At 61.4% G+C, this 14,061-nt stretch carries 16 protein-coding genes; 4 read left to right on the forward strand and 12 right to left on the reverse strand.

The features are described 5' to 3' along the window. The first annotated feature begins 92 nt into the window (after window positions 1–92). The gene (gene orn / locus QZ190_RS11845; RefSeq protein ID WP_291916528.1) at window positions 93–683 is read left to right on the forward strand and encodes an oligoribonuclease; all 591 of its coding nucleotides are present in this window, start codon (window positions 93–95) and stop codon (window positions 681–683) included. A 259-nt stretch (window positions 684–942) separates the two neighbouring features. Next, window positions 943–3,033: a DEAD/DEAH box helicase gene (locus tag QZ190_RS11850; RefSeq protein ID WP_291916530.1), complete on the forward strand. Its 2,091-nt coding sequence runs from the start codon at window positions 943–945 to the stop codon at window positions 3,031–3,033. Window positions 3,034–3,214: 181 nt separating this feature from the next. Here QZ190_RS11850 and rplS read toward each other — a convergent pair whose 3' ends face one another. The 4 genes from rplS to rpsP form a co-directional block, all read right to left on the reverse strand. After that, window positions 3,215–3,598 (reverse strand): 50S ribosomal protein L19, encoded by a 384-nt coding sequence (gene rplS / locus QZ190_RS11855; RefSeq protein WP_291916532.1) that lies wholly within the window; start codon window positions 3,596–3,598, stop codon window positions 3,215–3,217. A gap of 116 nt (window positions 3,599–3,714) precedes the next feature. Further along, window positions 3,715–4,512 carry a tRNA (guanosine(37)-N1)-methyltransferase TrmD gene (trmD, locus tag QZ190_RS11860; protein WP_291916534.1) on the reverse strand — a complete coding sequence of 266 codons (798 nt, stop codon included), beginning with the start codon at window positions 4,510–4,512 and terminating at the stop codon, window positions 3,715–3,717. A 28-nt stretch (window positions 4,513–4,540) separates the two neighbouring features. Continuing rightward, window positions 4,541–5,152: a ribosome maturation factor RimM gene (gene rimM / locus QZ190_RS11865; protein ID WP_291916536.1), complete on the reverse strand. Its 612-nt coding sequence runs from the start codon at window positions 5,150–5,152 to the stop codon at window positions 4,541–4,543. Window positions 5,153–5,168: 16 nt separating this feature from the next. Beyond that, entirely contained in the window at window positions 5,169–5,420 is a 252-nt protein-coding gene (gene rpsP / locus QZ190_RS11870; RefSeq protein WP_090045429.1) for a 30S ribosomal protein S16, read from the reverse strand. A gap of 235 nt (window positions 5,421–5,655) precedes the next feature. Between rpsP and QZ190_RS11875 the strand changes: the two genes are divergently transcribed. Then, the gene (locus QZ190_RS11875) at window positions 5,656–6,102 is read left to right on the forward strand and encodes a hypothetical protein (RefSeq protein ID WP_291916540.1); all 447 of its coding nucleotides are present in this window, start codon (window positions 5,656–5,658) and stop codon (window positions 6,100–6,102) included. An 81-nt stretch (window positions 6,103–6,183) separates the two neighbouring features. Here QZ190_RS11875 and QZ190_RS11880 read toward each other — a convergent pair whose 3' ends face one another. From QZ190_RS11880 to QZ190_RS11915, 8 genes are all read right to left on the reverse strand, one after another. Beyond that, window positions 6,184–7,197, reverse strand: coding sequence for an inorganic phosphate transporter (locus QZ190_RS11880; protein ID WP_291916542.1), 1,014 nt, complete (start codon window positions 7,195–7,197; stop codon window positions 6,184–6,186). Between the two features lie 21 nt (window positions 7,198–7,218). Continuing rightward, window positions 7,219–7,866, reverse strand: coding sequence for a DUF47 domain-containing protein (locus tag QZ190_RS11885; RefSeq protein WP_291916545.1), 648 nt, complete (start codon window positions 7,864–7,866; stop codon window positions 7,219–7,221). 96 nt (window positions 7,867–7,962) lie between these two features. After that, entirely contained in the window at window positions 7,963–8,325 is a 363-nt protein-coding gene (locus QZ190_RS11890) for a DMT family protein (protein ID WP_291916547.1), read from the reverse strand. A gap of 2 nt (window positions 8,326–8,327) precedes the next feature. Continuing rightward, window positions 8,328–8,801 (reverse strand): 2-amino-4-hydroxy-6-hydroxymethyldihydropteridine diphosphokinase, encoded by a 474-nt coding sequence (folK, locus tag QZ190_RS11895; protein WP_291916618.1) that lies wholly within the window; start codon window positions 8,799–8,801, stop codon window positions 8,328–8,330. A gap of 29 nt (window positions 8,802–8,830) precedes the next feature. Continuing rightward, window positions 8,831–10,384 (reverse strand): polynucleotide adenylyltransferase PcnB, encoded by a 1,554-nt coding sequence (gene pcnB, locus QZ190_RS11900; RefSeq protein ID WP_291916548.1) that lies wholly within the window; start codon window positions 10,382–10,384, stop codon window positions 8,831–8,833. Next, a complete protein-coding gene (locus tag QZ190_RS11905; protein ID WP_291916551.1) occupies window positions 10,381–11,049 on the reverse strand; it encodes an HAD family phosphatase in 669 nt (222 codons plus the stop codon). Before QZ190_RS11905 ends, pcnB begins: the two co-directional genes overlap by 4 nt. Further along, entirely contained in the window at window positions 11,046–11,732 is a 687-nt protein-coding gene (hda, locus tag QZ190_RS11910; protein WP_291916553.1) for a DnaA regulatory inactivator Hda, read from the reverse strand. The genes QZ190_RS11905 and hda overlap by 4 nt, the downstream gene beginning before the upstream one ends. Continuing rightward, window positions 11,729–12,844, reverse strand: coding sequence for an AI-2E family transporter (locus QZ190_RS11915; protein WP_291916555.1), 1,116 nt, complete (start codon window positions 12,842–12,844; stop codon window positions 11,729–11,731). Before QZ190_RS11915 ends, hda begins: the two co-directional genes overlap by 4 nt. Window positions 12,845–12,974: 130 nt before the next feature. Here QZ190_RS11915 and purM point away from each other — a divergent pair, with 130 nt between their 5' ends. Continuing rightward, window positions 12,975–14,027 (forward strand): phosphoribosylformylglycinamidine cyclo-ligase, encoded by a 1,053-nt coding sequence (gene purM / locus QZ190_RS11920; RefSeq protein WP_291916557.1) that lies wholly within the window; start codon window positions 12,975–12,977, stop codon window positions 14,025–14,027. Window positions 14,028–14,061 lie beyond the last annotated feature (34 nt).

Below are 14,061 nucleotides of genomic sequence, written 5' to 3' on the forward strand. Positions count from 1 at the left end.
GCCGCACCCGGGGTGCCGTGGTGCGCGCCGCGATTCAAGCCACTCTTCAAGCCCACGGCCAAGGGGCTCATGGCATCGGCGACAATCCATGTATGTCTGATGCGAACACACACACCCCCGCCCCTGAAGCCGCAGAGCTGCCCAAATCCGACCAAAACCTGGTCTGGATCGATTGTGAAATGACGGGCCTGGACCCGGAAAAAGAACGCTTGCTGGAGATCGCCGTCATCGTGACCGGGCCCCACCTCACACCGCGCATCGAAGGGCCGGTGCTGGTGATTCACCAAAGCGACGAGTTGCTCAACCAAATGGACAAGTGGAACAAGGGCACGCATGGCAAAAGCGGCTTGATCGACAAGGTCAAAGCCTCCACGACCAGCGAGGCCGATGCCGAAGAACAAATCCTGGCCTTTCTGAAAAAGTACCTGCCCAAAAACAGCTCACCGCTGTGCGGCAACACCATCAGCCAGGACCGTCGCTTTCTGGTCAAGTTCATGCCCAAGCTGGAAGCGTTTTTCCACTACCGCAACCTGGACGTGAGCACCCTCAAGGAACTGTCGCGCCGCTGGAAGCCCGAGGTCTACGCCAACTTCAAGAAGCAGCAAAAGCACACGGCTCTGGCCGATGTGCACGAATCCATCGACGAATTGGCGCATTACCGCGAACATTTCATCCGTTTGTGATTTTCAGGGAAAACCCTAGCGGTTTTTTCTGATCCGTGCCATAATCGTGGGCTCGCTGCACACAGGTGCAGCGTTTCATACATCTCCCTTCATGCCTTGACCCAACGATAGGGTCACTCACAGCGGCCAGGCTCCACGCCCAGCGCCCCTCGCGAGCACCGTTTGATGGTTGATGTTTTTTCAACCTTGCGGTGCTAAGACCTTACGCAACATTCTTGATGTTGACGGTCGTTGTTCCGTGCGAGTTTTATACATACACATGACTGACACTTTGAACGCAGTGCAGAGCGACTTGTCGCCTGCCGAAATCACATCCATGGCCACCGAGTCGACTGCACAGCCTGCAGCCAGCAACTTGGCCCTTGAAATCATGGCCGCCGCAACGGCCGAAATTACCCCCGAGCCAGCAGCCGAAGTCACGACTGAAGCGGCCGAAGAAGTGGAAGCCGTCGCCGACGTGCCCAATGGCTTCATCGAACTGGGCCTGGCCCCCGAGCTGGTGCAGGCCGTGGCCGATCTGGGTTACACCCAGCCCACCGCCGTGCAATTGCGCGCCATTCCTTTGGCATTGCCCACAACCGGTGGCTCCAAGGACGGCAAGTCCAATGGCTACACCGACCTGATGGTCTCGAGCCAAACCGGCAGCGGCAAAACCGCCGCCTTCTTGCTGCCCGTGTTGCACACGCTGATCCAGCAAATGGCCGAACAAGAAGCCGCTGAACGCGCCGAGTTTGAACAAGCCTGCGCCGACGCTGCCGCCAAGGGCGAGCCAGCCCCCAAGCGTGCCAAGCGCAAAGACCCCACCAACCCACGCAACTTCAAGGCCCCAACCCCTGGTGCCCTGATCCTGTGCCCCACACGTGAACTGGCCCAACAGGTGGCGCAAGACGCCATCGAGCTGGTCAAGCACACACGCGGCCTGCGCGTGGCCAACGTGGTCGGCGGCATGCCTTACCAGCTGCAAATTGCCAAGCTGCAAAACGCCAACCTGGTTGTGGCCACCCCCGGCCGTTTGCTCGACCTGCAACGCTCCATGCAAATCAAGCTGGACCAAGTCCAGTTTTTGGTGGTGGACGAAGCCGACCGCATGCTCGACCTGGGCTTCTCGGACGACCTGGCCGACATCAACGACATGACCAGCCAGCGCCGCCAGACCATGATGTTCAGCGCCACCTTTGCGCCGCGCATTCAGCAACTGGCCATGCGTGTGATGCACGACGGTGGTTCTTCGGTCCAGAAAATCCAGATCGACAACCCCCAGGAAAAGCACAACAACATCAAGCAGGTGCTGTTCTGGGCCGACAACGCCCAACACAAGCGCCAGATGCTCGACCACTGGTTGCGTGACGCCACGATCGACCAGGCCATCGTGTTCTCCAGCACCCAAATCGAGTGCGACGGCTTGGCCGCTGACCTGCAGCAAGACGGCTTCTCGGCTGTGGCCCTGCACGGCGCCCTGAGCCAGGGCATGCGCAACCGCCGCCTGATGGCGCTGCGCAATGGCCAAGTCCAGATTTTGGTTGCGACCGACGTGGCCGCTCGCGGCATCGACGTGCCCACCATCACCCACGTCTTCAACTTCGGCTTGCCGATGAAGGCCGAGGACTACACCCACCGCATTGGCCGCACAGGCCGCGCTGGCCGCGATGGCCTGGCCGTGACCTTTGCCGAGATCCGCGACCGCCGCAAGATTGGTGACATCGAGTCCTACACTCGCCAGCCTTTCAAGGCCGAAGTGATTCCAGGCCTGGAGCCCAAAGTGCGCATGCCCGAAGCCCGCAAGCCCATGGGACGTGGCGGTGACCGTTTTGGCGGCGAGCGCAATTACGCCAACGCTGGCGGTGGTTTCCGTGGTGGCCGTCCCGCCCCTGGTGGCCGTGACTTCGGTGGCAACCGTGACCGCGACAACGGTGGTGGCTTTGACAACCGCGCCCCGCGTGGCAACTTCCGCGACGAGCAGCCCCGCTTTGAGCAGCGCAGCGAACCCCGCTTCGATGCCCGCAAAGATGGCGGCCGTTTTGACGCCCCCCGTGGTGAGCACCGTGGCGGCGGTGACCGCTTTGAGCAGCGCGGCGCACCTGCGCACCCTTGGGACAAAGGCGACAGCCGCCCTGCCCCGCGCCAAGACGCACGCCAAGACGGTCCACGTCAAGGCGGCCGCTGGGAAGACCGTGGTGGTGACAACCGCAACGCTGCCCGCCCTGCCCCACGCGGCGCAGCCGGTGCCGGTGACAAGTTTGCCCGTGGCCCCAAACAGTTTGGTGCTGGCAACTTCAAGCCCCATGCCGCTGGCGAAGGCCCTGCAGGCAAGCGTGGCGGCACACGCGTGCTGAAAATCACACGCGCTTGATCCTTGTTCTGGGCTCGGCCCAGGACTTCAAGACCCCCTTCAAGGTCTTGCCCTCACCGGCAAGGCCTTTTTTCATGGCCGGGTGGCTTGCATTTGCCCATGAACAAGGGCTTTGAAGCGCCCATAAAAAAACCGCCCTGGGCGCAAACCCGGGCGGTTTTTTCGTACGAACGAAAAGGCTTTACGCTTTGGCAGCAGGTGCTGCTTTGCGCTGAGGCAACTTTTCCTTGATACGTGCCGACTTGCCGCTGCGGTCACGCAGGTAGTACAGCTTGGCGCGGCGAACATCACCACGGCGCTTGACTTCAATGCTGGCGATCACGGGGCTGTAAGTCTGGAACGTACGCTCCACACCTTCGCCACTGGAGATCTTGCGCACAGTGAAGCCGCTGTTCAGACCACGGTTACGCTTGGCGATCACAACACCTTCGTAGGCTTGGACACGCTTGCGCGCACCTTCCACCACGTTGACGCTGACGATCACGGTGTCGCCGGGGGCAAATTCAGGAATCACTTTACCCAAACGGGCAATTTCTTCCTGCTCAAGAGTTTGAATCAAATTCATTTTTTGAACTCCGTCCGATCATGCCTCGCTACACAAGGGGCGTTCTGTGTTGTAAGGGCCATGCATTCACATGACTGAACCAGATCGCGGCGGGTAGAGGATCGAAAAGCCTTTGATTATAGCTTTTTTGCAGATTGGGGCTTGCCCGCAGTTGACCCGCTGCCGCTGGCCTGCTTGAGAAAGGCCTCATCCTCGCGGCTGAGCCCCTTGACCTCGCGGGCTTGTTCCAGCAACTCGGGGCGGTGCAATGCCGTCAATCGCAGGCTTTGCTCGCGCCGCCAACGCGCGATGTGCGCATGGTGACCCGACATCAATTCAGGCGGCACCGCCTGACCCTGCCAGACTTCGGGGCGGGTGTAGTGCGGGCTGTCCAGCAAACCATCGAGCGCCGGGTTGAAGCTGTCGAGCTGGTGGCTGCCCTCGTCGTTCAACACACCCGGCTGCAAGCGGGCCACCGCATCCAGCAAGGCCATGGCCGCGATTTCACCGCCCGACAGCACAAAGTCGCCCAGACTGATTTGCTGGTCCACATACTGGTCAATGAAACGCTGGTCCACGCCTTCATAGCGACCACACAGCAGCACCGCCCCCGCGCTGGCAGACCATTGGGCCACCGCGCTGTGGTTCAGGGCCCGGCCTATCGGGGAAAACAACACCAAGGGTGCAGGTGTTTCTTCTTGCCGATCGGCGCGAATGGCCGTCAGGCACTTGAACAAGGGCTCGGCCAGCATGACCATGCCGGGGCCACCGCCAAAAGAGCGGTCGTCCACCCGGCGGTAATTGCCTTCGGCGTGGTCGCGTGGATTCCACAAGCGCACGTCGACCAAACCACTTTCGTAGGCACGGCGCGTGATGCCGCTGGTCAACAGCGGCGCAAACAGCTCGGGAAACAGGGTGATGATGTCAAAGCGCATGGCGATGGCCCTCCACGGCCGAGGCCGCTCAGTAGTCGGGCTGCCAGTCGACCGTGATGCGCTTGGCGGACAAGTCAACGCCGTCGACGAAGGCCGCCACAAACGGGATCATGCGCTCGACAGGTTTGCCGCCTTCCGTCTCGGCAGCGGCTTCAATGACCAACACGGTTTGCGGGCCGGTGGACATGAGGTCACGCACCTGACCCAAGTCCACACCTTCGCGGTTGACCACTTGCAGCCCGATCAGGTCGACCCAGTAGTACTCGCCGTCAGCCGCAGCAGGAAAGCTGGCGCGTGACACAAAAATTCGGCCACCGCGCAAGGACTCGGACGCGTTGCGGTCGTCAATGCCTTGGGCACGCGCCACCACGGTGTCGGAATGGTCTTTGACTTCGAGGACGTTGAGCAGCAAGGGCTCTCGCCAGGCCTGGTGTGCAGAGGCTGCTGCCTCCTGGCCACGCTGGGGTTTCATGGGCCTATCGGGCGGCAACAAAAACCAGCTTTTGGCAGAAAAAAGCGCCTCGGGCGAGGCGCTGTGGGGCAAGACCTTGAACCAGCCTTTGATGCCCCAGGCATCGGTGATGCGCCCGATTTCGATGGCGTCAGCCGGCATTGCGGCTGTTTCCAAAGGCGGGCGCATGACCTGTGCGAACCGATCAGGCGGCGGCTTTGCCGGCTTGACGGATCAGGCGTTCCACGGTGGGGGAAGCCTGTGCGCCAACGCCCTTCCAGTAGGTCAGGCGGTCTTGCGCAATGCGCAGACCTTCTTCGCCGCCTTTGGCTGTGGGGTTGTAGAAACCGATGCGCTCGAGGAAGCGGCCATCGCGACGCACGCGCTTGTCGGCGACGACGATGTTGAAGAAAGGACGTGCTTTAGAGCCGCCGCGGTTCAGACGAATAACAACCATGATTAATCCTTGGGTGGTTGGGTTTCTCCAGAACAAATGCTGGGAAGCCCGTTTTCTTTCAGCGTTTGAGACACGCAACTGGCCACCCGGCCAGTGACACACTGAAAAGCCCACCATTATACAACGGGCCAGCCCCTCATAGACACCCCACACGGGCCACTGGGTTTGAAGTCAAGCGTTGGCGTCAAAAGCCTTGGGGCTGTGACACGAACTGCGCTCCGCAATAATCGGCACCATGAAAAACAAAACACTCGCCACCTGGTTGGCATTTTGGGGTGGTCCCATGGGCTTGCACCGCTTTTACCTGCACGGCTTCACGGACATGGGGGCCTGGCTTTTGCCCATTCCCACGGCACTGGGCTTTTACGGCCTGGAACGTGTGCAGCAATTCGGCCAGGACGATACGCTCAGCTGGTTGTTGATTCCTTTGCTGGGCTTCACCATCGCGGGCTGCGCTGTGAACGCCATCGTCTACGGTTTGACGCCCATCGACAAATGGAATGCCCGCTTCAACCCCCAAGCGGACAGCTTGAGCCCGGCAGGCCGCACGCAATGGGGCACGATCATCGGCATCGTCATCGCCTTGTTGTTCGGCACCACGGTGATGATGTCCAGCCTGGTCTTCAGCTTTCAACGCTACTTCGAGTACCAGATTGAAGCAGCACGGCTGATCAGCCAATGAAAAATGCCGCCCGACTGGTGCAGCCGGGCGGCATTCCTTGGGTCAAGCAAGGACACCGGAGCGAACCGGCGGGTCAGGCCATCAATCGAAAATTTGAAAACTGACCCAGTAAGCAATGGCCGCCACAAAGGCGCTGGCGGGAATGGTCAGCACCCAAGCCCAAACGATGTTGCCCGCCACACCCCAGCGCACGGCGCTGGCCCGCTGGGTGGAGCCCACGCCCACAATGGCCCCGGTGATGGTGTGCGTGGTCGACACCGGAATACCCAGTGTGGTGGCCAGGAACAAGGTCATGGCCCCTCCCGTTTCGGCGCAAAAGCCGCCCACGGGCTTGAGCTTGGTGATTTTCTGACCCATGGTCTTGACGATGCGCCAGCCGCCAAACATGGTGCCCAAGGCAATGGCCACATAGCAGCTGACAATGACCCATCCCGGTGGGGAAGCCTCTGCCGTGCTGACATAACCTGTGGCGATCAGCAGCAACCAGATGATGCCAATGGTTTTTTGTGCATCGTTGCCGCCGTGCCCCAGGCTGTAGGCACCAGCCGACACCAGCTGCAGTCGGCGGAACCACTTGTCCACCCGCGATGGTCGAGCCCGACGAAAAATGTGGGCCACGGCTACCATCATCAGTGAACCCAGCAAAAACCCCAGCAAAGGTGACACGAAGATGAAGGCCACGGTCTTGAGCACACCGGATGAAATCAGCGCCCCGGCTCCGGCTTTGGCGATCACAGCACCCACAATGCCACCAATCAAGGCATGCGAAGAACTGCTGGGAATGCCGTAGTACCAAGTGATGACGTTCCAGGTGATGGCCCCCACCAGCGCGCCAAACACCACATGGGTATCCACCACGCCGGGCTGCACGATGCCTTTGCCCACCGTGGCAGCCACGCTCAGGTGGAAGACAAAAATGGCGATGAAGTTGAAGAAGGCGGCAAACACCACGGCCTGCCCCGGCTTGAGCACGCCCGTGGACACCACGGTCGCGATCGAGTTGGCGGCATCGTGAAAGCCGTTCATGAAGTCAAAAATGAGCGCCAGGGCGACCAGCAAGATCACCACCCACAAGGCGGCTTGTACGGTTTCCATGTTCAGGATCCCCGCTTCGGATCAGGAGTTTTCGAGGACGATGCCCTCGATCTGGTTGGCCACGTCTTCACACTTGTCGGTGATGGTCTCCAGCAGTTCGTAAATGGCCTTGAGCTTGATGATCTCGCGCACATCGGGTTCATCACGGAACAACTTGCTCATGGCGCTGCGCATCACGCGGTCCGCATCGGACTCCAGGCGATCGATCTCTTCGCAGGTCTTCAGCGCGGCTTCGGCCACAGAGGGCTCGCCAATTTTGGCGAGCAATTTGACCGCATCCTGCACGCGCTCGCAGCACTTGACCGACAAATCGGTCAGGCGGGTGATTTCATCGGTCATGTGCCGCACGTCGTACAGCGCCATGGTTTCGGCCGAGTCCTGGATCAGGTCGGCCACGTCGTCCATCAGGTTGATGAGGGCGTGGATTTGCTCTCGGTCGATGGGGGTGATGAAGGTGGTGTGGATGAGACGGTTGACTTCATGGGTCACGCGGTCGGCGGCGTGCTCGGCGTTGTCCACATCGCGGTTGTACTTTTCGCGCAGGTGCACATCGTTGTAATTGGCCACCAGATTGGAGAAGGCCCGAGCCGCTTCGACAATGCGGTCCGCGTGTTGGTTGAAGAGTTCAAAAAAGTTGCCTTCTTTGGGCAGCAATTTGCCAAACAGCATAGAAAAGCTCCTGATAACGGTACGAGGTCAAATGTGACAAGGGCGTGACAACGACGAGTTTAACCCTACCAAATACAGGAATTGAGCACCAGCGACTCAGGGACTTCTGAAAATGAAATAAACCGCACCCACCATGCACAAAGCGGCCCAAAGGTAGTCCAGTTTGAAAGGCTCTTTGAGGTAAAAACAAGCAAAAGGTACAAAAACACTCAAGGTGATGACCTCTTGCATGATCTTGAGCTGCGCCACGCTGAATTGCGTGTAACCAATGCGGTTGGCCGGCACCTGGAACATGTATTCGAACAAGGCAATGCCCCAGCTCACCAAGGCCGCGGCGTACCAAGGGGCTGTGGCCATGTTGCGCAGGTGGCCATACCAAGCAAAGGTCATGAACACGTTGCTGGCCAGCAAGAGCAAGATGGTCTGCAGGGATATGGGCAAGTTGATGAGAGAAGTCATGTTCAAGCCTCCGACACACGCTCAATGGCCTGGCCGGCCACACGGGCCATGTCTTCCATGGCCACACGCTGCGGCCACACATCGGCCAAGGGGACCAGCACAAAAGCCCTTTCGCGCCAGCGCGGGTGGGGCAGCGTCAGGCGGGGGCTGTGCATGCAGGCATCCCCAAAAAACAGCAGGTCCAGGTCCAGGCTGCGGGGTGCATTCACGTAGGGGCGCAAACGGCCCGCCTGGTGTTCGATGGCTTGCAAAGCATCCAGCACATCGGGGGCGGTCAACCGCGTGTCGATGCGGGCCACTGCGTTGATGAAGTCGGGCCCCTGGGCTTCGTGGGGCGCAGTGCGGTAAAGCGCGGAGCGGCCTGTGACTTCAATCCCGGGCCAACTGGCCAGTGCCTCAAAGGCCTGCATCACAGCCGCACGGGCATCGCCCAAATTGGCACCCAAGGCCACATAAGCGGTGACAGGGTCTCGCAAAATCACCCCTTGCTGTTCAGCTCACAGATTCAAGCGGCGCTGCCGCCGTCGCCCGCTTGATCGCCTGCAGCACCGGGCTTGCGGCGACGGCGGCGGCGTTTTTTGGCCGCACCCTCGTCGCTGCCTTCAGCCTCCGCTGCAGGGCGGCTCTCGGCTGGCGCGGGCGCGCCTTCGGGGCGGGGTGCGCGGCGCACGCGCGGCTTGGCCGCTTGCGAGGCCTGCTGCTCGGCCTTGGCGGCCTGCACCAGGTCTTCGCGCTCTGAATCGCTGGCCATGCTGAACTCTTGCCACCAATCGGCCAGGCGTTCATCGACTTCGGCGATGTCGGCGCGCAGGCGCAAAAAGTCAAAGCCTGCGCGAAAGCGCGGCTGCTCAACCAGGCCAAACGGCGTGCTGCCCACCCGCTTTTCAAAGCGCGGCTGCATCATCCAGATCTCGCGCATGTCGGCAGCGAGCTTGCCGCGCCCGGACACATCGCCAATGCGGGCGTCAAACACCTCGTCGATCGCGTCTTGCAAAGCCGGGTGCGGGTGCTCCTTGCGCGCCAGGCGTTTGGCCCAGCCTTCGCGCACATCGGCCCACAACACACAGGCCAACAAGAAACTGGGGGCCACGGGCTTGCCCTCACCCACGCGGCGGTCGGTGTCGGACAAGGCCACTTGCACAAAAGCGCTGTCGGCCCGCTCCACCACCACATCCAGCAAGGGGTAAATGCCGGTGGCCAAGCCCAGATTTTTCAGCTGCGCAATCGAAGCCAAGGCGTGCCCGGTCTGCAGCAGCTTGAGCATCTCGTCAAACAAGCGGCTTTGCGGCACATCGGCCAGCAGAGTGGCCGACTGCGTCAGGGGTTTGGCGGTTTTGGCTTCGAGCTTGAAGCCCAGCGGGCTAAGCTTGGCCGCAAAGCGCACGGCGCGGATGATGCGCACCGGGTCTTCACGGTAGCGCGCCACCGGATCACCAATCATGCGCAGCACGCGCTTTTTCGCATCCTGAATGCCGCCGTGGTAGTCCACCACGATTTGCGACTCGGGGTCGTAATACATGGCGTTCACGGTGAAGTCGCGGCGCGTGGCGTCTTCGTCTTGAGGGCCCCAGACGTTGTCACGCAGCACTCGGCCCGATGAGTCGACCGCGTGCTGCATGCCTTCAAGCTGGCGTTTGCTGGTGCGCTCGTTGCCTTTGACCTGCTCTGCGGCCACGTTGTCCAGGTGCGCCCGGAAGGTGGAGACCTCAATCACCTCGTTGTCGCGCCCCCGGCCGTACACCACGTGCACGATGCGAAAGCGCCGCCCGATGATGAAAGCGCGGCGAAACAGGCCCTTGACCTGCTCAGGCGTGGCGTTGGTGGCCACATCAAAATCCTTGGGGCGCAGGCCCAGCAACAGGTCGCGCACCGCACCACCCACCACATACGCCTCGAATCCGGCCTGCTGCAGGGTGCGCGTGACGTTGATGGCGCGCTCGTCCACCAGGCTCGGGTCGATGCCGTGCACCGATGCGGGCACCTCGGTGCGGCGGCCAAAGTGGGGCTTGCTGCTTTTGGGCGTTTTGCCCATCAGCTTGTCGATGAATTGTTTGATCATTCTTGAAAGAGGTCGAGGATGCGCCAGCCACGTTCTGTGGCCAGTTGACGCAACCGAGCGTCAGGGTTCGTTGCCACCGGATGGTGGGCTTTTTCCAAAAGCGGCAAGTCGTTCATGGAGTCCGAATAGAACGTCATCTCCACATCGCTCCAGTCCAGGCCTTTTTGGCCCAACCAATGCGCGACCCGCGTGACTTTACCCTCGCGAAACGACGGGGTGCCCCGAATCTCGCCGGTGATCCAGCCGCTGGCATCGCGTTCGAGGTCGACCGCGATCAACTCGCTGACACCAAAGGCCTGGGCAATCGGGCGGGTCACAAACTCGTTGGTGGCGGTCACGATCATGACCGTGTCCCCCGCGTGCTGGTGCGATCGTACCAGTGCCAGCGCCTCGGGCGTGATGCGCGGACGGATCACTTCGTCCATGTAACGGGCATGCGCCTGGGCCGCCTCGGCCGCGCCGCGTTCGCGCGCGGCGCGGGTGGCAAAGCGCACATAGTCATGAATGTCCAGCGTGCCCGCTTGGTAATGGGCATAAAACTCGTCGTTGCGCTGGCTGAACACCGCCGGATCGGTCCAGCCCATTTCGGTCGTGAACACACCCCAGGTGTGGTCAGAGTCCAGCGGCAGCAAGGTGTGGTCCAAATCGAACAGGGCGAGTTTCATTCGTTCTCCAGCATCGCGCGCACCAGCGGAATGGTCAGGGCGCGCTGCGTTTGCAAGGCGTAGTGGTCCAAGTGGTCGAGCAGCTGCATCAGGCTGCCCAAATCACGCGAAAAGCGCTTGAGCATGTAAGACATGACTTCGTCGCTCAAAAACAGGCCCCGGGCATCGGCCTCCTGGCGCAGCACGGCGCGGCGCTCGGGCTCGTCCAGCACCTGCAGGGCGTCGATGTGGCCCCAGCCCAGGCGGCTGCGCAAATCGTCGCGCAGCTTCAGATCGGCCGGGGGCAAAGCCCCTGCGGCCAGGACCCAGCGCGGTGTGCCGCTGCGGGGGGTCAAGGCGTTGACAAACCAGTTGAAGGCGGTGTGCTGCTGCTCGGCGTTGTACAGGTGCACATCGTCCATCAGCACGGCGGCCCAATCGTCGTTAAACTCAGGCGGGTCCATGCTGTGGGCGTCCAGCCAGCCCACCTGCGCGCCCTGCTCTTGCAGCGCATGGTGCACCGCATGCAACAAATGGGTTTTGCCCGAGCCGCTCTCGCCCCACAGATAGCTGGGCACGGGCGAGCGGCTGGCCGAGGCGGTCCACAAACGCAGGTGGCTCAAGGCGGCCGCGTTGGGACCTGCAAAAAAATTGTCCAGCGTGGGCGTCGAGGCCAGGCCGATGTCCAAAGCCAGTTGCTTCATGCCTGATCGGGCCCTTGTTCCACCGCACCCGAGCCGCTTTTGCGGTACAGATCGCTTTGCAGGTATTGCGCCCGCAAGCGGCGCAAGCCCACCAGCAAGACCGCACTGGCGGGCAAGGCGATCAACACGCCCACGAAACCCAGCACTTGGCCAAAAGCCATCAAGGCCAAAATGACGGCCAACGGGTGCAAGCCAATGCGCTCGCCCACCAGGCGAGGCGTGAGCACAAAGCTCTCAATCAACTGCCCCAGACCGTAGACCAAGGCCACCATGAGCAAGGCCTGCGACGGTGCCAACTGCAACAAACCGGCCAAGAGCGCCAGCACCAAACCCAGGCCAAAGCCCAGATAAGGCACAAAGACTGCCAGCCCGGTGAACACGCCAATGGGAAGCGCCAGGTCCAGACCGAACAAACTCAGTCCCAGCGAATAAAACACAGCCAGCGCCAGCATCACCAGCATTTGTCCGCGCAGGTACTCACCCAACACCTCGTCGCAGTCGCGCATGAAGTCATCAAATCGTCCGCGCCAGGCCGGTGGCACCAACTCGAGCATGCTGTTGACCAGCCGCGTCCAGTCGTACAGCATGTAAAACAAGGCCACGGGCACCAGCACCGCATAGCCTGCCACGGCCAGCGCCAAGCTACCGCCCAGCTTGAGCGAGGACATGAGTGGGGCCCACCAATCCTCGCGGTTGGCGCTCAGGTAAGTCACCAGTTGTTGTTTCAGGTCGGCCAGATCCAGCGAGACATTCAGTCCCAACTGGGCCAACAAGGGGTTGATGGCATCGCCCAGGCGATCAAGCAGCAAAGGCAATTGCTGCTGCAACAAGGGCCATTCGCGCACCAAAATCGGCACCAGCAACAAAAACAAACCCAGCAGGGCCAGCAAGGCCAGCGCCTCCACCAACACCACGGCCAAAGCGCGCGGCAAACGTCCCCCGGCCACGCCCTCGAGCTTGAGCACCAAGGGGTGCAACACATAGGCCATCACGGCCGCGATCACAAAAGGCGCCAGCACCGGGGCCAGCAGCCAGAAAACCAGCACGGCCGCCAAGGCCACGCCCAGCCAGGCGGCCAGTCGGGTCATGAAAAAAGGAAGAGGGGCTTGCATGCGGTGTCTTGTTTTGCCAGGGCCTGGCCCGAGCGCTCAGGGCTAACCCTTAAAATAAGCCCTGATTTTAGTCTGCCAGCCCGTTTATTGGCCCTCCTTTCTGTTCACACGCCCCATTCGGGCCAAAACCATGACTCAAACCCCTCTTTCCTACAAAGACGCCGGCGTCGACATCGTTGCGGGCGACGCGCTGGTCGAGCGCATCAAACCCCTGGCCAAGAAAACCATGCGCGAAGGCGTGCTGGCCGGCATCGGCGGTTTTGGCGCGCTGTTTGAAGTGCCCAAGCGCTACAAGGAACCCGTGCTGGTCAGCGGCACCGACGGCGTGGGCACCAAACTCAAACTCGCTTTTGAATGGAACATGCACGACACTGTGGGCATCGACCTGGTGGCCATGAGCGTGAACGACGTGTTGGTCCAAGGCGCCGAACCCCTGTTTTTCCTCGACTACTTTGCTTGCGGCAAGCTCGATGTGGACACGGCTGCAGCCGTGGTCGGCGGCATTGCCAAAGGCTGCGAGCTGTCGGGCTGCGCCCTGATCGGCGGCGAAACCGCCGAGATGCCCGGCATGTACCCCGCTGGCGAATACGACCTGGCCGGTTTTGCGGTCGGTGCGGTCGAAAAATCAAAAATCCTCACCGGCCAGAACGTGAAAGCCGGGGACGTGGTGCTGGGCCTGGCTTCGAGCGGCGTGCACTCCAACGGTTTCAGTCTGGTGCGCAAGTGCATCGAGCGCGCGGGTAGCAACGCCCCCGCCACGCTCGACGGCAAACCCTTCAAGCAAGCGCTGATGGAGCCCACCCGCTTGTATGTCCTCAATGTGCTGGCCGCACTGGCCAAACACCCGAACACGCAAGAAGCCTCCGGCATCAAAGCACTGGCCCACATCACGGGCGGCGGCTTGCTCGAAAACATTCCCCGCGTGCTGCCCGACGGCTTGGCCGCTCACCTGGAAAAAGGCAGCTGGCCGCAAACCGAGCTGTTTGCCTGGTTGCAAGCCACCGCGGGCATCGACGACATCGAGATGAACCGCACCTTCAACAACGGCATCGGCATGGTGGTGGTGGTGGACGCGGGCGAGGCCGAAAGCTGCGCTGCAAGCTTGCGCGCGCTGGGCGAGTCGGTCTACACCATCGGCCGCATCGCACCTCAAGGCGATGGGGCTCAGGTGGTGGTGGCCTGATCTTTCAGGCCCTCAGTCTCCATCAGCTGACCTC

This window comes from Limnohabitans sp., from assembly GCF_017848645.1.
Classification (GTDB): domain Bacteria; phylum Pseudomonadota; class Gammaproteobacteria; order Burkholderiales; family Burkholderiaceae_C; genus Limnohabitans_A.